At 67.1% G+C, this 23,956-nt stretch carries 26 protein-coding genes; 19 read left to right on the top strand and 7 right to left on the bottom strand.

What is annotated here, in order from left to right; translation table 11 throughout:
• Positions 1-109: 109 nt before the first annotated feature.
• From rimP to AC3EF3_RS09685, 8 genes are read left to right on the top strand one after another with little or no spacing between them, the layout of a single operon-like run.
• The gene (gene rimP / locus AC3EF3_RS09720; RefSeq protein ID WP_488531950.1) at positions 110-676 is read left to right on the top strand and encodes a ribosome maturation factor RimP; all 567 of its coding nucleotides are present in this window, start codon (positions 110-112) and stop codon (positions 674-676) included.
• 4 nt (positions 677-680) lie between these two features.
• Positions 681-2,177 carry a transcription termination factor NusA gene (gene nusA / locus AC3EF3_RS09715; protein WP_488531949.1) on the top strand — a complete coding sequence of 499 codons (1,497 nt, stop codon included), beginning with the start codon at positions 681-683 and terminating at the stop codon, positions 2,175-2,177.
• An 18-nt stretch (positions 2,178-2,195) separates the two neighbouring features.
• Positions 2,196-5,057 (top strand): translation initiation factor IF-2, encoded by a 2,862-nt coding sequence (infB, locus tag AC3EF3_RS09710; protein ID WP_488531948.1) that lies wholly within the window; start codon positions 2,196-2,198, stop codon positions 5,055-5,057.
• Positions 5,058-5,060: 3 nt separating this feature from the next.
• Complete coding sequence (rbfA, locus tag AC3EF3_RS09705; protein WP_488531947.1) at positions 5,061-5,432, top strand: 30S ribosome-binding factor RbfA; 372 nt, start codon at positions 5,061-5,063, stop codon at positions 5,430-5,432.
• Between the two features lie 2 nt (positions 5,433-5,434).
• Entirely contained in the window at positions 5,435-6,376 is a 942-nt protein-coding gene (gene truB / locus AC3EF3_RS09700) for a tRNA pseudouridine(55) synthase TruB (protein ID WP_488531946.1), read from the top strand.
• A complete protein-coding gene (gene typA, locus AC3EF3_RS09695; protein WP_488531945.1) occupies positions 6,373-8,211 on the top strand; it encodes a translational GTPase TypA in 1,839 nt (612 codons plus the stop codon). Before truB ends, typA begins: the two co-directional genes overlap by 4 nt.
• Positions 8,208-9,080 (top strand): DMT family transporter, encoded by an 873-nt coding sequence (locus AC3EF3_RS09690; protein ID WP_488531944.1) that lies wholly within the window; start codon positions 8,208-8,210, stop codon positions 9,078-9,080. Before typA ends, AC3EF3_RS09690 begins: the two co-directional genes overlap by 4 nt.
• Positions 9,077-10,153 carry an enoyl-CoA hydratase/isomerase family protein gene (locus AC3EF3_RS09685; protein ID WP_488531943.1) on the top strand — a complete coding sequence of 359 codons (1,077 nt, stop codon included), beginning with the start codon at positions 9,077-9,079 and terminating at the stop codon, positions 10,151-10,153. The genes AC3EF3_RS09690 and AC3EF3_RS09685 overlap by 4 nt, the downstream gene beginning before the upstream one ends.
• On the opposite strand, the gene AC3EF3_RS09680 is transcribed toward AC3EF3_RS09685, so the two are convergent.
• From AC3EF3_RS09680 to smpB, 3 genes are read right to left on the bottom strand one after another with little or no spacing between them, the layout of a single operon-like run.
• Entirely contained in the window at positions 10,150-10,953 is an 804-nt protein-coding gene (locus AC3EF3_RS09680) for an anti-sigma factor family protein (RefSeq protein ID WP_488531942.1), read from the bottom strand. The two genes, AC3EF3_RS09685 and AC3EF3_RS09680, sit on opposite strands and share 4 nt — an antisense overlap.
• An 11-nt stretch (positions 10,954-10,964) precedes the next feature.
• Positions 10,965-11,486 carry a sigma-70 family RNA polymerase sigma factor gene (locus AC3EF3_RS09675; protein WP_488531941.1) on the bottom strand — a complete coding sequence of 174 codons (522 nt, stop codon included), beginning with the start codon at positions 11,484-11,486 and terminating at the stop codon, positions 10,965-10,967.
• Positions 11,487-11,541: 55 nt separating this feature from the next.
• Positions 11,542-12,015, bottom strand: coding sequence for an SsrA-binding protein SmpB (gene smpB, locus AC3EF3_RS09670; RefSeq protein ID WP_488531940.1), 474 nt, complete (start codon positions 12,013-12,015; stop codon positions 11,542-11,544).
• 53 nt (positions 12,016-12,068) lie between these two features.
• Here smpB and AC3EF3_RS09665 point away from each other — a divergent pair, with 53 nt between their 5' ends.
• Both AC3EF3_RS09665 and AC3EF3_RS09660 read left to right on the top strand, forming a co-directional pair.
• Positions 12,069-12,509: a type II toxin-antitoxin system RatA family toxin gene (locus AC3EF3_RS09665; RefSeq protein ID WP_488531939.1), complete on the top strand. Its 441-nt coding sequence runs from the start codon at positions 12,069-12,071 to the stop codon at positions 12,507-12,509.
• The gene (locus AC3EF3_RS09660; protein ID WP_488531938.1) at positions 12,502-12,825 is read left to right on the top strand and encodes an RnfH family protein; all 324 of its coding nucleotides are present in this window, start codon (positions 12,502-12,504) and stop codon (positions 12,823-12,825) included. The genes AC3EF3_RS09665 and AC3EF3_RS09660 overlap by 8 nt, the downstream gene beginning before the upstream one ends.
• Before the next feature lie 4 nt (positions 12,826-12,829).
• On the opposite strand, the gene AC3EF3_RS09655 is transcribed toward AC3EF3_RS09660, so the two are convergent.
• Positions 12,830-13,321 carry a DUF4124 domain-containing protein gene (locus AC3EF3_RS09655; protein ID WP_488531937.1) on the bottom strand — a complete coding sequence of 164 codons (492 nt, stop codon included), beginning with the start codon at positions 13,319-13,321 and terminating at the stop codon, positions 12,830-12,832.
• A gap of 142 nt (positions 13,322-13,463) precedes the next feature.
• Here AC3EF3_RS09655 and guaB point away from each other — a divergent pair, with 142 nt between their 5' ends.
• The 6 genes from guaB (at position 13,464) to AC3EF3_RS09625 (ending at position 19,760) form a co-directional block, all read left to right on the top strand.
• Complete coding sequence (gene guaB, locus AC3EF3_RS09650; RefSeq protein WP_488531936.1) at positions 13,464-14,933, top strand: IMP dehydrogenase; 1,470 nt, start codon at positions 13,464-13,466, stop codon at positions 14,931-14,933.
• 87 nt (positions 14,934-15,020) lie between these two features.
• Positions 15,021-16,634 carry a glutamine-hydrolyzing GMP synthase gene (guaA, locus tag AC3EF3_RS09645; RefSeq protein WP_488531935.1) on the top strand — a complete coding sequence of 538 codons (1,614 nt, stop codon included), beginning with the start codon at positions 15,021-15,023 and terminating at the stop codon, positions 16,632-16,634.
• A gap of 7 nt (positions 16,635-16,641) precedes the next feature.
• Positions 16,642-17,259 carry an FMN-binding negative transcriptional regulator gene (locus AC3EF3_RS09640; RefSeq protein WP_488531934.1) on the top strand — a complete coding sequence of 206 codons (618 nt, stop codon included), beginning with the start codon at positions 16,642-16,644 and terminating at the stop codon, positions 17,257-17,259.
• A gap of 1 nt (position 17,260) precedes the next feature.
• Positions 17,261-17,479, top strand: a complete 219-nt coding sequence (locus AC3EF3_RS09635; RefSeq protein WP_488531933.1) for a hypothetical protein — start codon at positions 17,261-17,263, stop codon at positions 17,477-17,479.
• Between the two features lie 14 nt (positions 17,480-17,493).
• On the top strand, positions 17,494-18,849 hold the full coding sequence (gene tadA / locus AC3EF3_RS09630; protein ID WP_488533764.1) for a tRNA adenosine(34) deaminase TadA: 1,356 nt from the start codon (positions 17,494-17,496) through the stop codon (positions 18,847-18,849).
• Complete coding sequence (locus tag AC3EF3_RS09625; RefSeq protein ID WP_488531932.1) at positions 18,846-19,760, top strand: LD-carboxypeptidase; 915 nt, start codon at positions 18,846-18,848, stop codon at positions 19,758-19,760. Before tadA ends, AC3EF3_RS09625 begins: the two co-directional genes overlap by 4 nt.
• A 24-nt stretch (positions 19,761-19,784) precedes the next feature.
• Here the strand turns inward: AC3EF3_RS09625 and AC3EF3_RS09620 are convergent, their stop codons facing one another.
• Positions 19,785-20,123 (bottom strand): hypothetical protein, encoded by a 339-nt coding sequence (locus AC3EF3_RS09620; RefSeq protein ID WP_488531931.1) that lies wholly within the window; start codon positions 20,121-20,123, stop codon positions 19,785-19,787.
• A gap of 134 nt (positions 20,124-20,257) precedes the next feature.
• On the opposite strand from AC3EF3_RS09620, the gene AC3EF3_RS09615 reads away from it, so the two are divergent.
• Together AC3EF3_RS09615 and AC3EF3_RS09610 are read left to right on the top strand one after the other, a co-directional pair.
• Positions 20,258-20,908: a glutathione S-transferase family protein gene (locus AC3EF3_RS09615; RefSeq protein WP_488531930.1), complete on the top strand. Its 651-nt coding sequence runs from the start codon at positions 20,258-20,260 to the stop codon at positions 20,906-20,908.
• Positions 20,909-20,919: 11 nt separating this feature from the next.
• Positions 20,920-22,026 (top strand): 3-deoxy-7-phosphoheptulonate synthase, encoded by a 1,107-nt coding sequence (locus tag AC3EF3_RS09610; RefSeq protein WP_488531929.1) that lies wholly within the window; start codon positions 20,920-20,922, stop codon positions 22,024-22,026.
• Positions 22,027-22,030: 4 nt separating this feature from the next.
• On the opposite strand, the gene AC3EF3_RS09605 is transcribed toward AC3EF3_RS09610, so the two are convergent.
• Together AC3EF3_RS09605 and AC3EF3_RS09600 are read right to left on the bottom strand one after the other, a co-directional pair.
• The gene (locus tag AC3EF3_RS09605) at positions 22,031-22,381 is read right to left on the bottom strand and encodes a hypothetical protein (RefSeq protein ID WP_488531928.1); all 351 of its coding nucleotides are present in this window, start codon (positions 22,379-22,381) and stop codon (positions 22,031-22,033) included.
• Positions 22,378-23,391: a MerR family transcriptional regulator gene (locus tag AC3EF3_RS09600; protein WP_488531927.1), complete on the bottom strand. Its 1,014-nt coding sequence runs from the start codon at positions 23,389-23,391 to the stop codon at positions 22,378-22,380. Before AC3EF3_RS09600 ends, AC3EF3_RS09605 begins: the two co-directional genes overlap by 4 nt.
• Positions 23,392-23,604: 213 nt before the next feature.
• On the opposite strand from AC3EF3_RS09600, the gene AC3EF3_RS09595 reads away from it, so the two are divergent.
• On the top strand, positions 23,605-23,835 hold the full coding sequence (locus tag AC3EF3_RS09595; protein WP_488531926.1) for a hypothetical protein: 231 nt from the start codon (positions 23,605-23,607) through the stop codon (positions 23,833-23,835).
• Positions 23,836-23,956 lie beyond the last annotated feature (121 nt).

The following is a 23,956-nucleotide window of genomic DNA, read 5'->3' as shown; positions in this document are numbered from 1 at the left end:
CGTTGCAAATCAATGGGTTGCGGGGTACAATACTTGCTTCACGACCAGGACGGGCGGAACCAACCGCCCGTTTTTTATGGCCGATCGGTTTTAGGGAATTGAAGAAGCAGTGGCTCTGCACCAAGTCGTCGAGCAGACCGTGACCGGGCTCGGTTACGAGCTTGTGGAGATCGAAAGATCCTCCGGCGGGCTGCTGCGCGTGACGATCGACCTGCCGTGGCGCAAAGATGCGACGGCCGGGCAGTTCGTGACGGTCGAGGATTGCGAGAAAGTCACGCGCCAGCTGCAGTATGTGCTGGAAGTGGAGGGCATCGAGTACCAGCGGCTGGAAGTGTCCTCGCCCGGCATCGACCGGCCGCTGCGCAACGAAAGCGACTTCGAGCGCTTTGCCGGCGAGATGGTGGACATCACGCTGAAGGCGCCCGTCGGTGCGGCGGCGAACGGCCAGGTGGCTGCGAACCGCAAGAAGTTTCGCGGCACGCTGGAGCGAGCCGGCGACCGGTGGCAGGTGGTGTGGAGCGACGCGCCGGCGGAAAAGCCGGGCCGCAAGGTCTCGAAGAAGAGGGAGCCTGCCCCGCTGCAGGCATTGGGTTTTACGCTGGACGAGCTGAAGGAAGCGCGACTGGCGTCGATAGTCGATTTCAAGGGCCGCAAGCCCCGTGCGCAAGGAGAGTAGTGACATGAACCGCGAACTGTTGATGCTGGTGGAAGCCATTTCGCGCGAGAAGAACGTCGAACGCGACGTCGTGTTCGGCGCGGTGGAGTCCGCTCTCGCGCAGGCCACCAAGAAGCTGTACCCCGGCGAGGTGGACATCCGCGTCGCGATCGACCGCGACACCGGCAACTACGAGACCTTCCGCCGCTGGCTGGTCGTGCCCGACGAGCAGGGCCTGGAGAATCCCGACGCCGAGGAGCTCCTGATGGACGCCCGCGAACGCGTGGATGAAGTCGACGTCGGCGACCACATCGAGGAGCCGGTCGATTCCGTGCCGATCGGGCGCATCGGCGCGATGGCCGCCAAGCAGGTGATCCTGCAGAAGATCCGCGACGCCGAGCGCGAGATGCTGCTGAACGACTTCATGTCGCGCGGCGACAAGATCTTCGTCGGCACCGTCAAGCGCATGGACAAGGGCGACATCATCGTCGAGAGCGGCCGCGTCGAAGGGCGCCTGCGCCGCAGCGAGATGATCCCCAAGGAGAACCTGCGCAACGGCGACCGCGTCCGCGCCATGATCATGGAAGTGGACCTGACGCTGCGCGGCGCGCCCATCATCCTCTCGCGCGCGGCGCCGGAGTTCATGATCGAGCTGTTCCGCCAGGAAGTCCCCGAGATCGAGCAGGGCCTGCTCGAGATCAAGAGCTGCGCCCGCGACCCCGGCTCGCGCGCCAAGATCGCCGTGCTGTCGCACGACAAGCGGGTTGATCCGATCGGCACCTGTGTCGGCGTGCGCGGCTCGCGCGTGAACGCGGTGACCAACGAGCTCGCCGGCGAGCGCGTGGACATCGTCCTGTGGTCCGAGGACCCGGCCCAGTTCGTGATCGGTGCGCTGGCGCCGGCGAACGTCTCGTCGATCGTGGTCGATGAAGAAAAGCACGCGATGGACGTGGTGGTCGACGAAGAGAACCTCGCGATCGCCATCGGCCGCGGCGGCCAGAACGTGCGCCTCGCCTCCGAGCTCACGGGCTGGAAGATCAACATCATGGACGCGAACGAATCGGCGCAGAAGCAGGCCGAGGAGACCTCGACCACGCGCCAGCTGTTCATGGAGAAGCTCGACGTGGACGAGGAGATCGCCGACATCCTGATCTCCGAAGGCTTCACCAACCTCGAGGAAGTCGCCTACGTTCCGATCCAGGAGATGCTGGAGATCGAGTCCTTCGACGAGGACACGGTGAACGAGCTGCGCTCGCGCGCCAAGGATGCGCTCCTCACGATGGAGATCGCCCGCGAAGAGAGCGTCGAGGAAGTCTCGCAGGACCTGCGCGACCTCGAGGGCCTCACGCCGCAACTCATTGCCAAGCTCGCCGACGCCGGCGTGCACACCCGCGACGACCTGGCCGACCTGGCCGTCGATGAATTGACCGATATCACGGGCCAGTCCGCGGACGAGGCCCGAGCCCTGATCATGAAGGCGCGCGAGCACTGGTTCTCCGGTGCGGCGGCGACCCATGAGTGATGGGAGGCAACAGAACACATGTCCAGTACCACCGTCGCTGAGTTCGCTGCAGAACTCAAGAAATCACCCGACACGCTGCTCGAGCAGCTGAAAAGCGCGGGCGTGACCAAATCGGCCCCGTCCGACTCGCTCTCGGAAACCGACAAGCAGAAGCTGCTCGGCTACCTGAAGGCGAGCCACGGCACCGCGGGCGGCGCGGAACGCAAGAAGATCACGCTCACCAAGAAGTCCACGAGCGAGATCAAGCAGGCGGATTCCAGCGGCAAGGCCCGCACCATCCAGGTCGAAGTGCGCAAGAAGCGAACCTTCGTCAAGCGCGAAGAGGGTGGCGACACCGCCGTGATCGAGGCGCCCGAGCAGGAAGCGGCGGCGCCTGCCGCGCCGCGCGTGGACGAGGCCGAACTGGCCCGCCGCGAGGAAGAAGCGCGTCGGCAGGCCGAGCTGATCCGCCGCCAGGAAGAAGATCTCGCGGAAAAGCGCCGCCAGCGCGAAGAGCAGGAAAAGCGCGAGCGCGAAGCGGCCGAACAGGCAGCGGCCGCCGAGCGGGCGAGCGCCGCGGCGAAGAAGGCGCAGGAAGCGCCGAGCGAGCGGGCAGCCGCGACCAAGGAAGCCGATGAAGCGGCGGCGACGGCGCGAGCGAGTGCCGCAGCCGAGGCGCGCTCGAAGGCGGACACCGAATCCAAGGCGCGCGCCGCGGAGGAAGCCGCGCGCGCGAACGATCTGGCCGAGCGCCGCAAGAAGGCCGAAGCCGAAGCGGCAGCGATCCGCTCGATGATGTCCACGCCCAAGAAGGTGCTCGTGGCGAAGAAGCCCGAGGAACCGAAGCCGGCGGCCAAGCCGGGCGAGATCGTGGCCAAACCGGCAGCCAAGGGCACGCTTCACAAGCCCGCCGTGACGACCAGGCCGGGCGCCGGCGCGCCCGCGGCGCCCGGCACGGGCAAGGAAGTCAAGTCGGCCAAGCTGTCGTCCAGCTGGGCGGGCGATCCGGCCAAGAAGAAGGCGATCCCCACGCGTGGCGACACGAGTGGCGGCGTCGGCCGCAATTCCTGGCGGGGCGGCCCGCGTGGCCGTCGCGGCGATCGCGGCGACCATCGCGAAGAGCAGGTGTCCACGCCGGTCGAGGCGCGCGTGATCGAGGTGCACGTGCCGGAGACGATCACGGTCGCCGAGCTCGCGCACAAGATGGCCGTCAAGGCGTCCGAGGTCATCAAGCAGTTGATGAAGCTCGGCCAGATGGTGACCATCAACCAGCCGCTGGACCAGGACACGGCCATGATCGTGGTCGAGGAAATGGGCCACAAGGCCGTCACGGCGGCCCTGGACGACCCGGAAGCGTTCACGCAGGAAGAGACCGGCGCCGAAGCCGAGGCCCTGCCGCGCGCCCCGGTGGTCACCGTCATGGGCCACGTCGACCACGGCAAGACCTCGCTGCTGGACTACATCCGTCGCACGAAGGTGGCGGCGGGCGAGGCCGGCGGCATCACGCAGCATATCGGCGCCTACCACGTCGACACGCCCAAGGGCTCGATCACGTTCCTCGACACTCCGGGTCACGAAGCCTTCACGGCGATGCGTGCCCGCGGCGCGCAGGCCACGGACATCGTTATCCTGGTGGTCGCGGCCGACGACGGCGTCATGCCGCAGACGAAGGAAGCCGTGAAGCACGCGAAGGCGGCGGGCGTTCCCATCGTCGTCGCCGTGAACAAGATCGACAAGCCCGATGCCAACCCGGAGCGCGTGAAGCAGGAGCTGGTGGCCGAGGAAGTCGTGCCCGAGGAATACGGCGGTGAATCGCCTTTCGTGAGCGTTTCGGCGCGCACGGGCCAGGGCGTCGAGGACCTGCTCGAGCAGGTGCTGCTGCAAGCCGAAGTGCTGGAACTCAAGGCGCCGCAGGACGCGATGGCCAAGGGCCTCGTGATCGAAGCGCAGCTGGACAAGGGCCGCGGCCCGGTCGCGACGGTGCTGGTGCAGTCCGGCACGCTGAAGACCGGCGACGTGGTGCTCGCGGGCCAGACCTATGGCCGCGTGCGCGCCATGCTGGACGAGGACGGCAAGACCATCAAGGATGCGGGTCCGTCGATGCCGGTGGAGATCCAGGGTCTCACGGAAGTGCCGCAAGCGGGCGACGAGTTCATGGTCCTCTCCGACGAGCGCCGGGCGCGCGAGATCGCGACCTACCGCGCCGGCAAGTTCCGCAACACGAAGCTCGCCAAGCAGCAGGCCGCCAAGCTGGAGAACATGTTCACGGACATGACCGCCGGCGAAGTGAAGATGCTGCCGATCATCGTGAAGGCGGACGTGCAGGGCTCGCAGGAGGCGCTGGCGCAGTCGCTGCTCAAGCTGTCGACCGACGAGGTCAAGGTGCAGCTGGTGTACGCGGCCGTGGGCGGCATTTCCGAGTCGGACATCAACCTCGCGATCGCGTCCAAGGCCGTCGTGATCGGCTTCAACGTGCGCGCCGACGCCGGCGCCCGCAAGCTGGCCGAGAACAACGGCATCGACCTGCGCTACTACAACATCATCTACGACGCCGTGGATGAACTGAAAGCGGCGATGTCGGGCATGCTCGCGCCCGAAAAGCGCGAGGAAGTCATCGGCGCCGCCGAGATCCGCACGGTGTTCGTCGCGTCGAAGATCGGCACGGTCGCCGGCTGCATGGTCACGTCGGGCCTGGTCACGCGCAGCGCGCATTTCCGCCTGTTGCGCAACAACGTGGTGATCTACACCGGCGAGCTCGAGTCGCTCAAGCGCATGAAGGACGACGTACGCGAAGTCAAGGAAGGCTTCGAGTGCGGTATCAAGCTCAAGGGCTACAACGACATCAAGGAAGGCGACCAGCTCGAATTCTTCGAGGTCAAGGAAGTGGCCCGCACGCTCTGAGCCATGCCGAAGAAGTCCACCAAGCCGAATCGAGCCTTCCAGGTCGCGGACCAGATCCAGCGCGACCTGGCGGAGCTCATTCGCGAGGTGAAGGACCCGCGGCTCGGCATGGTGACGATCAACTCCGTCGAGGTGACGCCCGACTATGCGCATGCGAAGATCTTCTTCAGCGTGCTCGTGGGCGACCCGCTGGAATGCGACGAGGCGCTGAACCACGCCGCCGGCTTCCTGCGCAACGGCCTTTTCAAGCGCCTGCACATCCACACCGTGCCGACGCTGCATTTCGTCTTCGACCGCACGACCGAGCGCGCCGCCGACATGAACGCGCTGATCGCGCGTGCCGTCGCTTCCCGTTCCAAGGACGAAGAGAAGTAGCGATGAGCGCACCACGAGCACGGGTCGTGAGGCGCCCCGTGCATGGGGTGCTTCTCCTCGACAAACCCCTCGGCCTCTCGAGCAACCAGGCGTTGCAGAAGGCCAAGTGGCTGCTGCGCGCCGAGAAGGCGGGCCACACGGGCACGCTCGATCCGCTGGCTACGGGCGTCCTGCCGTTGTGCTTCGGTGCCGCGACCAAGTTCGGGCAATTGCAGCTCGAGGCGGACAAGACGTACGAGGCGAGCCTGCGACTGGGCGTGACGACGGCGACCGGCGACGCGGAAGGCGAAGTGATCGCCACGCGGCCGGTTCCGGCGATCGCGCCGGCGATGCTCGAGGAAGTCGCGCGCCGCTTCACGGGCCCGATCCGCCAGGTGCCGCCCATGCACAGTGCGCTGAAGAAGGACGGCAAGGCCCTCTACGAATACGCGCGGGCCGGCGAGGAAGTGCAGCGCGAGGCACGCGACGTGACGATCCGCTCCCTGGCGCTCACGCCGGTGGATGCCGACACGCTCAAGCTCGTGGCTACCGTGAGCAAAGGCACTTACATCCGCACGCTCGGCGAAGATATCGGGGAGGCGCTCGGTTGTGGCGCCCATCTGGCATCGCTGCGACGCACGGCGTCGGGCAGCATCACGGTCGACCAGTGCCTGGGCTTGCCGGCGCTCGAGGCGATGAGCGAAGACGAGCGGCTGAAACAGGTGAAGCCGGTGGCCTCGCTGCTCGACGGCCACACGCCCGTCACGCTCGACGAAGAGAATGCCGGCCGGTTCCTGTCCGGCCTGCGCCGGCGCGGTGACTGGGCCGACGACGAACGCGTCGCGGTGTACGCGGCGCAGGCCCATTCATTGCTCGGCACGGCCCATGTCAAGGCCGGCGAACTGATCCCGGGGCGGCTGCTGAGCCCCATCGAAATCCAGCAGATCCTGCAAGACGCATCATGAATCCTCACCAAATCCGAAACATCGCGATCATCGCGCACGTCGACCACGGCAAGACCACCATGGTCGACCAGCTGCTTCGCCAGTCCGGCACCTTCGCCGACCACGAAAAGGTCGTCGACACCGTGATGGACAACAACGCCATCGAGCGCGAGCGCGGCATCACCATCCTGGCCAAGAACTGCGCCGTGAGCTGGAAGGGCACGCACATCAACATCGTCGACACGCCCGGCCACGCCGACTTCGGTGGCGAGGTGGAGCGGGCGCTGTCCATGGTGGACGGCGTGCTGCTGCTGATCGACGCGCAGGAAGGCCCGATGCCGCAGACGCGCTTCGTCACCAAGAAGGCGCTGGCCCTGGGCCTGCGGCCGATCGTGGTGGTGAACAAGGTCGACAAGCCGGGCGCGAACCCGGACAAGGTGATCAACGAAGCCTTCGACCTGTTCGACAAGCTGGGCGCGACCGACGAACAGCTCGATTTCCCGGTGGTGTACGCCTCCGGCATCAACGGCTGGTCGTCTCTTGAAGAAGGCGCCGCGGGCGAGCAGTGGGGCCCGGACATGTCGGCCCTGTTCGACACGATCCTGAAGCACGTGCCGGAGCACCAGGGCGATCCCGGGGCGCCGCTGCAGCTGCAGATCTCCGCGCTGGACTATTCCAGCTTCGTCGGCCGCATCGGCGTCGGCCGCATCAACCAGGGCACGATCCGCCCGGCGATGGACGTGCTGGTGATGGAAGGACCGGATGGCAAGCAGGTGAAGGGGCGCGTCAACCAGGTCCTGACCTTCGAAGGCCTGGACCGCGTGCAGGTCAAGGAAGCCGGTCCCGGCGACATCGTGCTGATCAACGGCATCGAGGAAGTCGGCATCGGCGTGACGGTGACCGACCCGGCCAACCCGTCGCCGCTGCCGATGCTGAAGGTGGACGAGCCGACGCTCACGATGAATTTCTGCGTCAACACGTCGCCGCTCGCCGGCCGCGAGGGCAAGTACGTCACCAGCCGGCAGATCTGGGACCGCCTGCAGAAGGAGCTGCAGTCGAACGTTGCGCTGCGGGTGCGCGACACCGACGAAGAGGGCGTGTTCGAAGTGATGGGGCGCGGCGAACTGCACCTCACCATCCTGGTCGAGAACATGCGCCGTGAAGGCTACGAGCTCGCGGTGTCCAAGCCGCGCGTCGTGTTCAAGGAGATCGACGGCGTGAAGTGCGAGCCGATCGAGCTCGTGACGGCCGACGTCGAGGAGCAGCACCAGGGTGGCGTGATGCAGGCGCTGGGCGAGCGCAAGGGCGAACTGGTGAACATGGAGCCGGACGGCCGCGGACGCGTGCGCCTCGAGTACCGCATCCCGGCGCGCGGCCTGATCGGCTTCTCGAACGAGTTCCTGAACCTCACCCGCGGCTCGGGCCTGATCTCGAACATCTTCGACGGCTGGGAGCCGCACAAGGGCGACATCGCCGGCCGCAAGAACGGCGTGCTGATCTCCATGGACGACGGCGAGATCTTCACCTACGCCCTCGGCAAGCTGGACGACCGGGGCCGCATGTTCGTGAAGCCGAACGACCCGGTGTACGAAGGCATGATCGTCGGCATCCACAACCGCGACAACGACCTGGTGGTCAACGCCACGCGCACGAAGCAGCTGACCAACTTCCGCGTGTCCGGCAAGGAGGACGCGATCAAGGTGACGCCGCCGATCGAGCTGACGCTGGAATACGGCGTGGAGTTCATCGAGGACGACGAGCTCGTGGAGATCACGCCCAAGTCGATCCGGCTGCGCAAGCGCTTCCTGAAGGAGCACGAGCGCAAGCGCGCGTCCCGCGAGATGGCCACGGCATGAGGCTCAGGCACGGCCAGGCGGTCGTGCTGATGGTCGCGGTGACCCTGATGTGGTCGATCGCGGGGGTGATCACGCGCCACCTGGAGCACGCGCGCAGCTTCGAGGTCACGTTCTGGCGCAGCTTCTTCACGGTGCTGTCGCTGCTCGTGATCCTGCCGTTCTTCCAGGGCCGCGATGTCTTCGCGAAGATCCGCCGTGGTGGCTGGCCGCTATGGCTGTCCGGCCTCTGCTGGAGCGTGATGTTCACCGCGTTCATGGTGGCGCTCACGCTGACCAGCGTGGCGAACGTGCTGGTCACGATGGCCGCCGGCCCGTTTCTCACGGCCGTGATCGCGCGAGTCTTCATCGGCCATCGCATCCCGCGGCGGACGGCGTTCGCGATCCTGCTCGCCGCAGGCGGCATCGGCTACATGTATGGCACGCAAGTCGGCGGCGGCGGATTCGCGGGGACGTTGGTGGCGATGTTCGTCCCGATCGCGGCGGGCGTGAACTGGACCATCTCGCAACGCTCCCACGCGCAAGGCCATGACGTGGACCTCGTCCCGGCGGTGCTGGTGGGTGCGGCGATCTCTTCCATCGCGACGCTGCCGCTCGCGATGCCGTTCCACGCTTCGGGGCACGACATCGCCCTGCTGGCGCTGCTGGGCCTCGTGCAGCTCGCGATCCCCTGCGCACTGTCGGTCATCTGTGCGCGCGTGCTGAAGGCGCCCGAGATTTCCCTGCTGGGCCTGCTCGAAGTGATTTTCGGCATCATGCTGGCATGGTGGGGCGCGGGCGAAGTGCCCACGCCGACCGTACTGACCGGCGGCGCCCTGGTGGTAGGCGCGCTGATGTTCAACGAACTGGTGGGATGGAGGCAGCGCGCATGAGCGACGATGTCATCGTGGAAATAGAAGGCCGCGCGGCCCTGATCACGCTCAACCGGCCGAAGTCGCTCAACGCACTGACACTCGAGATGATCCGCCAGGTCACGGCCGTCCTGCTGGCCTGTCGCGATGCCGAGGCGATCGAGTTCGTCGCCGTGCGCGGCATGGGCAAGGATGGCCCGTTCGGCACGCTCTCGGCAGGCGGTGATATCCGCTTTTTCCACGAGGCGGCTCTCGCCGGCCGGCCCGAGCTCGAGGACTTCTTCACCGAGGAATACGCGCTCAACCACCTGGTGAACACTTTCCCGAAGCCTTATGCCGTGTTCATGGACGGCGTGGTCATGGGGGGCGGCATGGGCATCTCGGGGCACGCCCGCAGTGGCGCCACGATGCGCATCGCGACCGAGCGCACGAAGATGGCGATGCCGGAGACGAACATCGGCCTGTTCCCCGATGTCGGTGGCGGCTATTTCCTGTCCCGCACGCCGGGGCACATCGGCGAATATCTCGCGCTGACCGGGCGCGCCTTCAACGGCGCCGACGCGCTCTATGCGGGCCTGGCCGATGCCGTCGTGCCGTCCAGCGGGCTCGCTTTGCTGTGGGATTCGATTTCGGGGCAGGGCGCGCTGGCGTCGGCCTCGGGAACCGTGTCGCAGGAATCCAGCCTGGCCCGGGACGAGGACGCGATCGAGCGCTTCTTCGGCCTGGCTGGCGTCCCGGAGATCATCCATGCGCTCGAAGCGGACAGCTCGCCGTTCGCGCAGGAGAACGCGGCGCTCCTGCGCCAGCGCTCGCCTTTGATGCTGCACGTGACCTTCGAGCAGTTGCGCCGCGCGCGGTCGATGTCGCTGGCGGACGAATTGCGCATGGAGCGGGGGATCATGCGCCACTGCTTCCACCGGCGACCGGGCGCCGCGAGCGAAGTCGTGGAGGGCATCCGCGCGCTCGCGATCGACAAGGACCAGCGCCCGCGCTGGAACCCGCAGCGCATCGAGGACGTGACGCCCGAGATGGTGCAGGTCTTCTTCGAGCCGCCCTGGCCGCCCCACGCGCACCCGCTCAGGGATCTCGCCTAGGACTCGAGCTGCTTGTAGACGGCCTGGGCGAGTTCCAGCAGCGCCGCACGCGGCAGTTGGCCGGACAGCGCGCAGCCGAACCCCTGGTCGACCCAGTAGAAGCCGGGCACGGGGCCATCGTCGAGGAAGTGGAACGCCGTTTCCTTCGTGTTGAACTTGCCGCCTTCCTTCACGGCGCCGAAGTACAGCGTCAGGCGCTGGCCGGCGGCGTTCTGGTACATGAACTGCGCGCGGGCGCCGTCCTCACCGGGCAGAAGGCGCCCGCCCAACAGCTCGTAGCCCTGCGCGCGAAGGTCCGGGACCTTCAACGGACGGCCCAGGCGCTTGGACAGCCATTGCACCAGGTGCTCCTGTTGCGCGGCGGTGACTTCGACCGGATGCCGCACTTCGGGCTGGTAGACGGCGTAAGCCATGGCGGCCTGCCTGGCGAACTGGTGCGCGCTCGCCCCCGGGAGCCCGGCAGCGAACTGGATGTTGGCCAGCCAGCCGGCGCCGAAAGCGAGCAGCACCGAAGCGGCCATGCCGGCCCAACGCGTCCACTGCATCGCCGAATCCCGCAGCGCCTGCGCGCGCTCGGCTGCACCAGCCAGCGTGGCGGGCGTCTCGGGGTCGGTCGCCGCGAAGGTGCGGCGCAGGGCGTCACGTTGCGCGGTCCAGGCGTCGACCGTCGCCTGCAGTTGCGGGTCCGCCGCCACCCGGGCGCGCAGTTCCGCGGCTTCCGGGGCAGGCAGGCGACCGTCGACGAGCGCGTGCAGATCGTCCTCGCCGATCCTGCCCGGTCCGCTTTGTCGGGTGTTCATCCGGTTCTCCATCACTTCATCCGGCGCAGCTGCGGCTGCCCGGGCACGGCGCGGCTCATGCCTTCCGCGCCGTCCATCAGCTCGCGCAGCCGCGAACGCGCGCGCGACAGCCGCGACATCACGGTGCCGAGCGGAATGCCCAGGACTTTCGCAGCCTCGCCGTAGCTCATGTCCTCCAGCGTGACCAGCAGCAGGACGGCGCGCTGGTCTTCGGGAAGGCGCTGCAGGCAGCGGGTGAGGTCCAGCGCCACGTCCCTGCCGCCGTCCGGTGCGGGCAACTCGGACTGGATGTCGTCCAGCGGCATCGCGCCCGAAGTGGGTTGTACCCGGCGCCGCTGGTTGAGGTACAGGTTGTGCATCAGCGTGAACAGCCAGGCGCGCAGGTCCGTGCCCGCGAGCCAGAGCTGCCATTTCACGCAGGCGCGCTCCAGCGTGTCCTGCACGAGGTCGTCGGCCGCCCAGGCGTCGCCCGTGAGGGCGCGCGCGTAGCGCCGCAGGCCGGGCAACTGTTCGACGACGAGGCTGCGGTCCATGGGTGCCATTCCAGTCCTTACCTTGACGAACACCGCGGGCCGGCGGTTTATTCCGTCAGCGGTGGCGGTTCTTCATGGCGCGCTCCACTTCGCGCCTGCCTTCGCGGTCGCGGATCGTGTCGCGCTTGTCGTGTTCGGCCTTGCCCTTGGCCAGGGCGACCTCGCACTTCACCTTGCCGCCCTTCCAGTGCAGGTTCAGGGGAACCAGCGTATAGCCCTTTTGCTCGACTTTGCCGATCAGGCGGCGGATCTCGTCCTTGTGCATCAGGAGCTTGCGGATGCGGGTCGCGTCGGGATTGACGTGGGTCGAGGCGGTCTTCAGCGGGTTGATCTGCAGCCCGATCACATACAGCTCGCCGTCCTTGATCACGACGTAGCCGTCGGTCAGCTGGGCCTTGCCCTCGCGCAGGGCCTTGACTTCCCAGCCCTGCAGCACCACGCCCGCCTCGTACCGCTCCTCGAAGAAGTAGTTGTAGGCCGCCTTCTTGTTCTCGGCGATGCGGGCGGGGCTCTCGTTCTTGTTCGACATGGGCTGACAAATGGGGACGCGACAGCGTCACTACAATGCCGCCGGGATTCTCCATGAAAACCGTCCACAAGTCCGTCCTGATCTGGTACAGCGCGGAGGAAATGTTCAGCCTGGTCACCGACGTGGCGAGCTATCCCGAGTTCCTGCCCTGGTGCGACCGTGCGCGCGTCCTCTCGGTCGACGAGCAGGGCATGGACGCCGAGGTCGGCATCGCCTTCGGCGGCATCCACCAGAAATTCCGCACCCGCAACGAGCACGTGCCGGGCCGCGAAGTGCGTATCAAGCTGGTCGAAGGCCCGTTCTCGCACCTGGAAGGCGACTGGAAATTCATCCCGCTGGGCGGGCCCGACCAGCGCGCCTGCAAGGTCGAACTGGACATGCAGTACGGGTTCGAAAGCGTGGCACTCGCCACGCTGGTCGGCCCCGTGTTCGACAAGATCGCCGGCAGCCTGGTCGACGCCTTCGTCAAGCGTGCCGAGGAAGTCTATGGCTGACGGCACCGTGCGCGTGAGCGTGCTGTTCTCGCCGGCGTCGCGCGAGGTGCGCGAATGGCAGCTCGAAATGCCTGGAGGCAGCACGGTCGCCGATGCGATCGCCGCCAGCCCGCTGCGCACGGAGTTCCCGGCGCTCGACCCCGGTGCGCTGACGTTCGGTGTCTGGGGAAAGAAGGCCCAGCCCGGGCAGCTGCTGCGCGAACGCGACCGGGTGGAGGTCTATCGCCCGCTGCTGGTGGACCCGAAAGTCGCGCGCCGCGAGAGGTTTCGCCGGCAGGGCGCGCGGGCTGCGGGCCTGTTCGCGCGCAAAAGATAAAGGCTCAGGCCTTGCAGTCGCGGGCGATCACCGCGTCGAGGCGCTTCGTTTCCGCTGCACGCGCGTTGTCGTCCATGATCTCGCGCTCGCCCTTGTCGTTGACGGTGGACAGGCGGATGCCCGAGTCGATCGTCGCCTTCGAACGCTTGGCACGATCGCAGTTCTCGGCGCGGGCCCTGGCCATTTCATCTTCCTGGGCCTTCTTCTTCGCGGCTTCGGCGTCGGCGACCTGCTTCTTCTTTTCCTCGAGTTCCTTGTCCTTGCCACTCACCTTGGGCACCGGTGCAGCCGCGGCAGCGGCTGGGGCGGCCGGTTCCGGGTTCGCGACGAAGGTGCCCGCCGGGCGCTTGACGATCTTGTTCGCGGGCACGTCGGCCGGAGGCGGCTGGTCGCTGAACACCTTGTGGCCGGACTTGTCGATCCATTGCCATTGCGCGAACGCGGCCGGTGCGGCCAGGCATGCGAGAACGAGCAGGCTGGTGCGAAGCGTCTTCATGCGGCCAGTGTAGCTCTGCGCTTTGCGCCGGCAGCGTCCGCGTGGCGAAACTGTGCCAAGTACGCCACGGTGCAGGGCTTTCGGGCCGCGCGCGCGGGCGGCCAAAAGGCCACGAGTACAATCCGTTTTTTGGAGCTTTGACATGCGCCTTCTCGGAAAAGCGCTCACCTTCGACGACGTGTTGCTGGTGCCGGCGTTCTCCCAGGTCCTGCCCAAGGACACGTCCCTCGCGACCCGCCTCTCCAGAAACATCACCCTGAACCTGCCGCTGGTGTCCGCTGCCATGGACACCGTGACGGAGGCGCGGCTGGCGATCGCGATCGCACAGGAAGGTGGCATCGGCATCGTCCACAAGAACCTCACGCCCAAGCAGCAGGCGGCCGAGGTCGCCCGCGTGAAGCGCTACGAGTCGGGCGTCCTGCGCGACCCGGTGGTGATCACCCCGACGCACACGGTTCGCCAGGTCCTGGACCTGTCCGAGCAGCTGGGGATTTCCGGGTTCCCGGTCGTGGACGGCGGCAGGGTGGCCGGAATCGTGACCGGGCGCGACCTGCGCTTCGAGACGCGTTACGACGTGCCGGTCTCGCAGATCATGACGCCGCGCGAGAAGCTCGTGACGGTGCGCGAAGGCACCAGTCCCGCCGAGGCGAAGGCGCTGTTGAACAAGCACAAGCTGGAACGCCTGCTCGTGATCAACGACGAGTTCGAGCTCAAGGGCCTGATCACCGTCAAGGACATCACCAAGCAGACCAGTTTCCCGAACGCCGCGCGCGATGGGTCCGGCCGCTTGCGTGTCGGCGCCGCGGTCGGCGTCGGCGAAGGCACCGAGGAGCGGGTCGAGGCGCTGGTGAAAGCCGGCGTCGACGCGATCGTGGTCGATACCGCCCATGGCCACAGCAAGGGCGTGATCGAGCGCGTGCGCTGGGTCAAGCAGAACTACCCGCACGTGGACGTGATCGGCGGCAACATCGCGACCGGCGGGGCGGCGCGCGCGCTGGTCGAGGCGGGCGCGGATGCCGTGAAGGTCGGCATCGGCCCCGGCTCGATCTGCACGACCCGCATCGTCGCCGGCGTCGGCGTGCCGCAGATCACGGCCATCGACAACGTCGCCACGGCGCTGCAAGGCAGCGGCGTGCCGCTCATCGCCGACGGGGGCGTGCGCTTCTCCGGCGATATCGCCAAGGCCATTGCAGCCGGCGCCAGCACCGTGATGATGGGCGGCATGTTCGCCGGCACCGAGGAAGCGCCCGGCGAGATCGTCCTGTACCAGGGCCGCAGCTACAAGAGCTACCGCGGCATGGGTTCGATCGGTGCGATGCAGCAGGGCAGCGCCGACCGCTATTTCCAGGAAGCGACCACCGGCAACCCCAACGCCGACAAGCTCGTGCCGGAAGGCATCGAAGGCCGGGTGCCCTACAAGGGCTCGCTGGTGACGATCGTCTACCAGCTCGCGGGCGGCGTGCGCGCGGCCATGGGCTACTGCGGCTGCGCTTCGATCGAGGAGATGCGCAGCAAGGCGGAATTCGTGGAGATCACGGCCGCGGGCATGCGCGAAAGCCACGTTCACGACGTGCAGATCACCAAGGAAGCGCCCAACTACCGGGCCGACTGATGTTTACCCCCACGCTTCTCACTTCGTGTAGTGCGCTGCCCCCCGAGGGGGCCTCAGCCTCCTTCGGGCGGCCGTGCGGAGGCTGACATGCAACACGACAAGATCCTGATCCTGGACTTCGGGTCGCAGGTCACGCAGCTCATTGCGAGGCGCGTGCGCGAGGCGCATGTCTATTGCGAAGTGCATCCCTGCGACGTGGGCGACGACTGGGTGCGCAGCTTCGCGGCGGACGGGCACCTGAAGGGCGTGATCCTCTCGGGCAGCCACGCCAGCGTCTACGAGGAGACGACCGACAAGGCGCCTGAGGCCGTCTTCGGGCTGGGCGTGCCTGTGCTGGGCATCTGCTACGGCATGCAGACCATGGCGCACCAGCTGGGCGGCAAGGTCGAGGGCGGGCACAAGCGCGAGTTCGGCTTCGCCGCCGTGCGCGCCCGTGGCCACACGAAACTGTTCGACGGCATCCAGGACTACGCCACGCCGGAAGGCCACGGCATGCTCAACGTGTGGATGTCGCATGGCGACAAGGTCGTCGAAATGCCGCCCGGCTTCAAGCTGATGGCATCCACCGAGAGCTGCCCGATCGCCGGCATGGCGGACGAGGAACGCAATTTCTACGCCGTGCAGTTCCACCCGGAGGTCACGCACACCCAGCAGGGCCGGGCGATCCTCGAGCGCTTCGTGCTGCGCATCAGCGGTGCGAAGCCGGATTGGGTCATGCGCGACCACATCGGGGAAGCCGTTGCAAGGATTCGCGAGCAGGTCGGCAGCGAGGAAGTGATCCTCGGCCTGTCAGGCGGCGTGGATTCGTCCGTCGCCGCTGCCTTGATCCATCGCGCCATCGGCGACCAGCTCACCTGCGTGTTCGTCGATCATGGCCTGCTGCGCCTGAACGAAGGCGATATGGTGATGGACATGTTCGCCGGCAAGCTGCACGCCAAGGTCGTGCGCGTCGATGCGAGCGAGCTGTTCCTGGGCAAGCTGGCCGGCGTGTCCGACCCCGAAGCCAAACGCAAGATCATCGGCCGCGAGTTCGTCGAGGTGTTCAAGGCCGAGGCGGCGAAGATCAAGCAGACGCATTCGCGCACGGTCGCGTGGCTGGCGCAGGGCACGATCTATCCGGACGTGATCGAATCGGGCGGCGCCAAGAGCAAGAAGGCCGTCACGATCAAGAGCCACCACAACGTCGGCGGCTTGCCGGAAGAACTCGGGCTCAAATTGCTCGAACCGCTGCGCGACCTGTTCAAGGACGAAGTCCGCGAGCTCGGCGTCGCACTCGGCCTGCCGCCCGAGATGGTGTACCGCCATCCGTTCCCCGGCCCTGGCCTGGGGGTGCGCATCCTGGGCGAAGTGAAGAAGGAGTACGCGGACCTGCTGCGGCGGGCCGACGCGATCTTCATCGAGGAGCTTCGCAACTTCATCGACCCCACCACCGGCAAGAGCTGGTACGACCTCACGAGCCAGGCCTTCACGGTGTTCCTGCCGGTCAAGAGCGTGGGCGTGATGGGCGACGGCCGCACCTACGATTACGTCGTCGCGCTGCGGGCCGTGCAGACCAGCGACTTCATGACGGCCGACTGGGCCGAGCTGCCGTATTCGCTGCTGAAGAAGGTCTCGAGCCGCATCATCAACGAAGTGCGCGGCATCAATCGCGTCACCTACGACGTGAGCAGCAAGCCGCCGGCCACGATCGAGTGGGAATAAGCCCGGGATGTACCTGCCGCCGCACTTCAGATCCGAAGATCCCGCGATCGCGGCGGAGCTGATGCGGCAGTACCCGCTGGCCACGCTGATCTCGACAGACGACGAAGGCTTTCCCTTCGTCACGCACCTGCCGCTGCATCTGGAAAGCAAGGGCGAGCAGTTCGTGCTCTGGGGGCATTGCGCCAGGCCGAACGCGCATTGGCGCTACCTGCAGGCCCGGCCGAAGGCGCTGGCCGTGTTCAACGGGCCGCATGGCTACCAGACGCCGAAGATCTATCCGGATCTGCAGCGCGTTCCGAGCTGGAATTACCTCGCGGTCCATTGCATCGTCGAAGCGCGCCTGGTCGAAGACAACGCCGGCAAGGACGCCCTGCTCAAAAGTCTGATCGGCGACCACGAACCGGCTTACGCGCAGCAGTGGAACGGGCTCGGCGAGGACTACCAGCACAAGATGATGGCCGGTATCGTCGGCTTCGAATTGCGCGTGACCTCGTGGCAGTGCAAACTCAAGTTGAACCAGCACCGCAAGGAATCGCATGCCGCCATGCGGCAGGTGTACGCCTCGGGAAACGAAGGCGAACGCGAGCTGGCGCAATGGATGGACCGGCTCGGTCTCGGAGGATGACATGCGGATGGTGTTCAGCGTTCTGGGCCTGCTGGTCGTCGTGGCGATCGTGGGAGTCCTGGCGAAGAAGCAACTGACCTCGGCGCCCCGGGTTGCGGGTGAGTCGAGCGCCGGCGTCATCGAGCCGACCGGCACGCCGAAGCAGCAGGTCGATCAGGTGAAGCAGTCGGTGGACGCCTTGATGCAGCAGCCGCGACCGAGCACCGACGACGCCAAGTGAACGACGCTGCCTTCATGGCGCTCGCGCTGGAACAGGCGCGGGAAGCCGCGGCGGCGGGCGAGGTGCCCGTGGGCGCCGTGATCGTCCGGGACGGCGAGGTGATCGCGACGGGGCGCAATTCGCCCGTGGGTGACAGCGACCCGACGTCGCACGCCGAGATCGTCGCCTTGCGCGCGGCGGCCCGGGCCGTCGGCAACTACCGCCTCGATGGCTGCACGCTCTATGTCACGCTCGAGCCCTGCGCGATGTGCGTCGGTGCGATGCTGCATGCGCGCATAGCCCGTGTCGTCTTCGGCGCGCGCGACCCGAAGACCGGCGCAGCCGGGTCCATCGTCGATCTTTTCTCGCAGCGGCAGCTCAATCACCGCACGACGGTGGAAAGCGGTGTGCTGCAAGAGGAATGCGGCGCGCTGCTGGCCGGCTTTTTCAAGGATCGGCGCATGGAAGACCGCGCCCGGGGCCAGCCGCTTCGCGACGACGCCGTCCGCACGCCCGAAGACCGCTTCGCGAACCTGCCCGGTTACCCGTGGGCACCGCGCTACATCAGCGACTTGCCGGCGCTCGCGGGCTTGCGCATGCACTACCTGGACGAAGGCCCGGTGGACGCTCCGCTCACCTGGCTGTGCCTGCACGGCAACCCCGGGTGGAGTTACCTCTATCGCAAGATGATCCCGGTGTTCGTGGGGGCAGGGCACCGCGTGGTCGCGCCCGACCTGGTCGGCTTCGGCAAGAGCGACAAGCCGAAGAAGGACAGCTTCCACACGTTCAGCTGGCACCGGCAGGTGCTGCTGGAATTCGTCGACCGGCTCGACCTGCGCCGCATCGTGCTCGTCGTGCAGGATTGGGGGGGCCTGCTCGGGCTGACGCTGCCGATGGCCGCGCCGGATCGTTACCGCGGATTGCTCGTGATGAACACCGTGCTCGGCACAGGCGACGCGCCGCTGCCGCCGGGTTTTCTCGCCTGGCGCGAGATGTGCCGCACGAAGCCGGACTTCGATGTCGCACGACTGTTCGCGCGCGGCAACCCGCACATGAGCGCCGTGGAATGCGAGGCCTACAACGCGCCTTTTCCCGATCGCGGGCACCGCGCCGCCTTGCGGGCCTTCCCGCCCATGGTGCCGGACCGGCCGGATGCCGACGGCGCCGCGATCTCGCGCGAGGCCCGCGAGTTCTGGCGCACCCGCTGGAACAGCCGCACGTTCATGGCGATCGGCGCACAGGACCCGGTGCTCGGCGAGCCCGTGATGCGCGCGTTGCGTGCGGACATCCGCCATTGCCCGGAGCCGATGGTGCTGCCGAACGCCGGCCACTTCGTGCAGGAGCACGGCGAAGGGATCGCCCGTGCCGCGGTGGGATACTTCCTGCCGTGAAGAAACGCATCTACATCTTTTCCCCTTCCAGCGCCGTTCCCGACAAGGCCGTGATCCGCCGCGGTGCCAAGCGCCTCGCCTCACTCGGCTACGAGGTGGAACTCGACGAGGCGGTGTTCGCGCGCGACATGCGCTTCGCCGGCGACGACGACACGCGGCTGGCCGCGATCCATCGAGCCGCGGACAGCGGCGCCGACATCGCGCTCATCTCGCGCGGCGGCTACGGCCTCACGCGCCTCTTGCCGCGCGTGCGCTACAAGCAGGTCGCGAAGGCCATCGACCGCGGCATGAAGTTCGTCGGCCACAGCGACTTCACGGCTTTCCAGCTCGCCGTCCTCGCGCAGACCGGTCGTGTCACCTGGCAAGGGCCCGCGCTGGGCGAGGATTTCGGCTGCGACGGCGAACCGGACGAGATCATGCAGGCCTGCTTCGACGACCTGGCGAGCGGGCAGGGCGAGGGCACCGGCTGGCAGCTGCCGCGCGCCGAAGCGCGCGAGCGTGCCTTCGAGACGAAGGGCGAGTTGTGGGGCGGCAATCTCGCCATGATCGCGGCGCTGGCGGGCACGCCCTGGCTGCCGCAGGCCAAGGGCGGCATCCTGTACCTCGAGGACATCGGCGAGCATCCGTATCGCGTCGAGCGCATGCTCACGCAGCTGGCCTACGCCGGTGTCCTGCAGCGCCAGAAGGCCATCCTGTTCGGCCAGTTCACCAACTACCGGCTGGCGCCGAACGACCGGGGCTTCAAGCTGCAGACCGTGATCGAGTGGATGCGCACGCAGGTCAAGGCGCCGGTGTTCACGGGCCTGCCCTTCGGCCATGTGCCGACGAAGGTTGCGCTTCCGGTCGGCGCGCAGGTTCACCTGGCCGTGGAAGGCCGCGATGCATTCGTGTTGTGGGGGCACCGGCACTGAAAGCCGGCGCGAGCCATGCGCGATTCAGCCGATCAGCGGGCTTGGGCGCGAAGTCATGGCGCCGGGCAGCAGGCCGCGGAACTGCGCCGTAATGGCCGCGATCTTCTGGCGCGCCATCACTTCACCATGCATGGACGCCAGCGCGGCCATCAGGTCACCGCGCAGGTACCACAAGGCCTGGACGTCGCCCGCGTAGCGGACACGGCGCGTGACGTGCGGAAAATGGCGCGAACCCGGGTCACCGAGGGCGTCCAGCATGGCTTCACGGATGTCTTCCGTGCCTTCTTCCAGCACGGATTCGGACGGGTTCGCGTTGCCGAGCAGGCCGTAAATGCTCCGTAGATTCGGTTTGAGCCAACGCATGGCTGAAGGCACTCGGGATGCGTGATGGGGATGCAAAGTTATTCGGAGTCTGTGAAAACCGCAAGGCGAAAACGTGACAAAGTTGACGGAAAACGACAGTTAGGTCGACCCTTTCGTAACCATCCGCAAATCCCATGAGCCGAACCCTTTACCACTGCCGGCAGGCCCGGTCGTTTCGCGTGCTCTGGATGCTCGAGGAACTCGGGCTCGCCTACGAATTGCACATGCTGCCGTTTCCGCCGCGCGAATTCGCGCGCGAGTACCTCGCCATCAATCCGCTGGGGACGATCCCGTTCTACGTCGAAGGGGATGCGCGCATGACCGAGTCGAGCATGATCTGCCATTACCTCGCCTCGCGGCAGCAAAGCCCGAAGATGTGGATCGCGCCGGATGAACCCGGGCACGCCGCGTACCTGAATTTCGTGAGCTACGGCGAGGCGACACTGACCTTTCCGCTGGCGATCCATTTGCGCTACACGCGGCTGGAGCCCCAAGAGCGGCGGCAGGCGCAGGCGGCCGAGGACTACAAGCGATTCTTCGTGGGCCGGCTGAAACTCATCGAGCCGGTGCTGGAGTCGAACGAGTGGCTGTGCGGCGATCGCTTTACCGCAGCCGACATCTCCGTCGGTTACGCTTTGCGGCTCGCCAGCACGCTGCGCCTGGCCGACGCGTTCAAGCCGCAGGTGAAAGCGTACCTGGGCCGGCTCGAGCGACGCGCAGGTTTCGTGCGCGCACTGGCGGCCGAGGGCAGCACCCAGGACGACGGCCCCGTGCCGATGAATTGACGAAAGAGCCGATGAACGACGAACGGGCAGGGCGCTACCAGGAGCCCAACGAGGATTTTCCGCACGCCACGCGGCTGGACGACGTCCGCATCCGCGAGGTCCGGCCGCTGATCTCGGCGGCGCTGCTGCAGTACGAGCTGCCGGCCGACGAGGCGACCCAGGCTTTCGTCGAGGAAATGCGCCGCGAGGTGGCTGCGGTCGTGCACGGCACGGACCCGCGGTTGCTCGTCGTGGTCGGTCCGTGCTCGATCCACGACCGCGAGCAGGCGCTGGAATACGCCCGTCGGTTGCGGGCGCTGGCGAATGAACTCGAGCAGGACCTGCTGCTCGTCATGCGCGTGTATTTCGAGAAGCCGCGCACCACCGTGGGCTGGAAAGGCTACATCAACGACCCGCGCCTGGACGGAAGCTTCCGCATCAACGAAGGGCTGCGCCGCGCGCGCGAGGTGCTGCTCGAGATCGCGAAGCTGCGCCTGCCGGCCGGCACCGAATTCCTCGACCTGCTCAGCCCGCAGTACATCGCGGACCTGGTGAGCTGGGGCGCCATCGGCGCGCGCACGACCGAAAGTCCCAGCCACCGTCAGCTCGCGTCCGGCCTGAGCTGCCCGATCGGCTTCAAGAACGGCACGGACGGCAGCGTGCAGGTTGCCGCCGACGCGCTGGTCGCCTGCCGCTCGCCGCATGCCTTCATGGGCATGACGAAGATGGGGCAGGTGGCCATTTTCGAGACGGCTGGCAACGACGACTGCCACGTGATCCTGCGCGGCGGCACGCGCGGACCCAATTACTCGCCCGCGGACATCGAGGCCGCGTGCGGCGCCCTGGCGAAATCGGGCGTGCTGCAGCGCGTGATGGTCGACTGCTCCCACGCGAACTCGCGCAAGGACTACACGAGGCAGGTCGAGGTGGCCCGTTCGCTCTCCGGCGAGATTGCAGCGGGCGACAAGCGAATCCTCGGCATCATGATCGAGAGCCACCTGCGCGCGGGACGGCAGGAGCTGAAGCCGGGCGTGCCGCTGGAACCGGGGGTGTCGATCACCGACGGGTGCATCGGCTGGGAGCAGACCGAGGCCGTGCTGCGGGACCTGGCGAAAGCGGCGAGGGCGCGTCGCACCTGAAGAATCAATGGCCGTGGTTCAAGGGGCTGGGCCGGGAGCGAAGTCCCGCCGGCAGCGCCTCCCGCACGGATGCCGAGATGGTTTCGAGCCGGTGGCGTGCATCGGCTTCGCCGTACATCGGCGCGAGCAGGGCCATCATGTCGCTGCGCATGAACCAGAGCGATTGCAACGTGGCCGCGCAGCGGATCCGCAAGGCGAGGCGGGCGGCCCGCTCGCCCGGCAGGCCTTGGGCGATGTCCAGCATCTGGCGGCGAAACCGTTCCGTGACCGCCGCGTCCGGCTCGTCGTGGTCGAGCTTCTGCGGTGAGCTCGTGATGGACGTGACCCTTTCGAACATCTTCGAGAGCAGCGTCATTCGGATTCCTTCCATGCCGCCGGCGCCGCGGTCGCGCGGAGTTCGACGATTTCGGTGACGGGGAGTCCGGCCAGTCGCCGGGGCAGGTTGCCGGGCCGCGCGAAGTCGCGCAGCCGCGTGAAAGTCATCAGGCGTGCAGGAACACCGTCAGGCTGACCGGCGCCGGGGACCCCATGGACGACGCGCCGGCGGATGTCTTCCGGCAGGCGGCCGATCAGGCTGCGGGTCACCAGCAGTGAACCGCGCCGGGCGTAGCGCGCCATTTCCTGCGCGTCGTCCAGCGTTTCGCCCACCACCTGTACATCGTCCTGGGGTGACGTGCTGACCCAGGACTCCCCCTCGCACAGCCCGGCGTTGGCCAGGACGTCCAGGTCCCAATTGCGGCGCAACTTCCAGCGGGCGCTGACCTCGCGCACGGCTTCCCGGACGGCCTCGGCGGCCTCGAGCGCGCTCCACAGGTGATGGCCTTGCGGCCGGGGCAGGAAGCGGCAGACGAACCGGTGCGGCGCCACGCGCATGACCTGGCCGTTTCGGCCGGCCACGATGCGCCGGATCTCGCCGGACACCTCGTTCGTGAGCGCGAAATAGTCGTGGACAGACAGCGCGACCCACAGCGTGTCCGCGTCGTGGAGGGACACGGCCAGCACGGCGACGACCATCATCTGCGGCGAGTCGACCCGCACGCTCGCGAGCTGCGGGGCGGGCGCGCCGGGCACCGCGATCACGGCCGCCGGCGGCTCGATGCTCTCCGCCGCGGCGGGTTCGACGGGCGGCTTTTCTCCGAAGAACTGCAGGATCCGGCCCAGGCTCCAACCCTCCCGCTTCAGCCGCTGGATGGTCTCGATCCGCTCGATCGTGTCGTCCGGGAAATAGCCGATGCGCGGCGCGCCGCCATCCTGCGGCCCGGGCGGCAACACCTCCGGCCGGGCGACCAGGCCCGCCGAGATGTAGTTGTTGAGCGTTGCCCGCGAGATGCCGGTGCGCTCGAGGATTTCCTTGCTGCTGAGCATTGTCCAACCAACTGTCCAAATAAGGTGGACAGTGAATTGGACAGATAGTTAGACAGTTTGGACAGACTGTCAAGCTTGGACGGGTCCAGCGTCTCGGGCCGGCAACACTCTTGGCGGCGTAACAGGTCCGACAAGGTATGCGCATCACGCCCGCAGTGCGCCGCACGGGGCGATGCTGGGGGACGGGCTGAGATCCGAAAAAAGGAGCTCCAGATGGTCAAGACGGAACTGACGCTGCCCCAACTCGCGCTGCTGGTGGGCACGCGCGGAATGCTCGGGCTGGGAATTGGTCTGCTGGTTGGCCAGAAGCTCAGCGCCGAAAGACGCAGGGGCGTGGGATGGGCGTTGGCGACGGTCGGCGTGCTCAGCACGATCCCGCTGGCGTGGATGGTCTACAAGGGGCACCAGCGCGCCGAGGCTGGAACGGGCGTGGAGCAGTCCTGAGTGTTGTTCAGGCCTGGCGGCAGCAGCGGCTGCTTGATGTGGTCGATTTTATATTTGACATAATATACATCGTATAAAGTCATGAACCGACCGAGATCCGACCCAGGTTACATGAAGAAGC

It is taken from the genome of Ramlibacter sp. GS1-15, assembly GCF_057785015.1.
The sequence above is the reverse complement of the archived record's forward strand: the minus strand, read 5'-3'. Positions and strand labels throughout refer to the sequence as shown.

Coding starts and splice junctions, on each gene's coding strand:
- nusA (WP_488531949.1), top strand. CDS start 681: ATGAACCGCGAACTGTTGATGCTGGTGGAAGCCATTTCGCGCGAGAAG.
- infB (WP_488531948.1), top strand. CDS start 2,196: ATGTCCAGTACCACCGTCGCTGAGTTCGCTGCAGAACTCAAGAAATCA.
- rbfA (WP_488531947.1), top strand. CDS start 5,061: ATGCCGAAGAAGTCCACCAAGCCGAATCGAGCCTTCCAGGTCGCGGAC.
- truB (WP_488531946.1), top strand. CDS start 5,435: ATGAGCGCACCACGAGCACGGGTCGTGAGGCGCCCCGTGCATGGGGTG.
- typA (WP_488531945.1), top strand. CDS start 6,373: ATGAATCCTCACCAAATCCGAAACATCGCGATCATCGCGCACGTCGAC.
- AC3EF3_RS09690 (WP_488531944.1), top strand. CDS start 8,208: ATGAGGCTCAGGCACGGCCAGGCGGTCGTGCTGATGGTCGCGGTGACC.
- AC3EF3_RS09685 (WP_488531943.1), top strand. CDS start 9,077: ATGAGCGACGATGTCATCGTGGAAATAGAAGGCCGCGCGGCCCTGATC.
- AC3EF3_RS09680 (WP_488531942.1), bottom strand. CDS start 10,953: ATGAACACCCGACAAAGCGGACCGGGCAGGATCGGCGAGGACGATCTG.
- AC3EF3_RS09675 (WP_488531941.1), bottom strand. CDS start 11,486: ATGGACCGCAGCCTCGTCGTCGAACAGTTGCCCGGCCTGCGGCGCTAC.
- smpB (WP_488531940.1), bottom strand. CDS start 12,015: ATGTCGAACAAGAACGAGAGCCCCGCCCGCATCGCCGAGAACAAGAAG.
- AC3EF3_RS09665 (WP_488531939.1), top strand. CDS start 12,069: ATGAAAACCGTCCACAAGTCCGTCCTGATCTGGTACAGCGCGGAGGAA.
- AC3EF3_RS09660 (WP_488531938.1), top strand. CDS start 12,502: ATGGCTGACGGCACCGTGCGCGTGAGCGTGCTGTTCTCGCCGGCGTCG.
- AC3EF3_RS09655 (WP_488531937.1), bottom strand. CDS start 13,321: ATGAAGACGCTTCGCACCAGCCTGCTCGTTCTCGCATGCCTGGCCGCA.
- guaB (WP_488531936.1), top strand. CDS start 13,464: ATGCGCCTTCTCGGAAAAGCGCTCACCTTCGACGACGTGTTGCTGGTG.
- guaA (WP_488531935.1), top strand. CDS start 15,021: ATGCAACACGACAAGATCCTGATCCTGGACTTCGGGTCGCAGGTCACG.
- AC3EF3_RS09640 (WP_488531934.1), top strand. CDS start 16,642: ATGTACCTGCCGCCGCACTTCAGATCCGAAGATCCCGCGATCGCGGCG.
- AC3EF3_RS09635 (WP_488531933.1), top strand. CDS start 17,261: ATGCGGATGGTGTTCAGCGTTCTGGGCCTGCTGGTCGTCGTGGCGATC.
- tadA (WP_488533764.1), top strand. CDS start 17,494: ATGGCGCTCGCGCTGGAACAGGCGCGGGAAGCCGCGGCGGCGGGCGAG.
- AC3EF3_RS09620 (WP_488531931.1), bottom strand. CDS start 20,123: ATGCGTTGGCTCAAACCGAATCTACGGAGCATTTACGGCCTGCTCGGC.
- AC3EF3_RS09615 (WP_488531930.1), top strand. CDS start 20,258: ATGAGCCGAACCCTTTACCACTGCCGGCAGGCCCGGTCGTTTCGCGTG.
- AC3EF3_RS09610 (WP_488531929.1), top strand. CDS start 20,920: ATGAACGACGAACGGGCAGGGCGCTACCAGGAGCCCAACGAGGATTTT.
- AC3EF3_RS09605 (WP_488531928.1), bottom strand. CDS start 22,381: ATGACGCTGCTCTCGAAGATGTTCGAAAGGGTCACGTCCATCACGAGC.
- AC3EF3_RS09600 (WP_488531927.1), bottom strand. CDS start 23,391: ATGCTCAGCAGCAAGGAAATCCTCGAGCGCACCGGCATCTCGCGGGCA.
- AC3EF3_RS09595 (WP_488531926.1), top strand. CDS start 23,605: ATGGTCAAGACGGAACTGACGCTGCCCCAACTCGCGCTGCTGGTGGGC.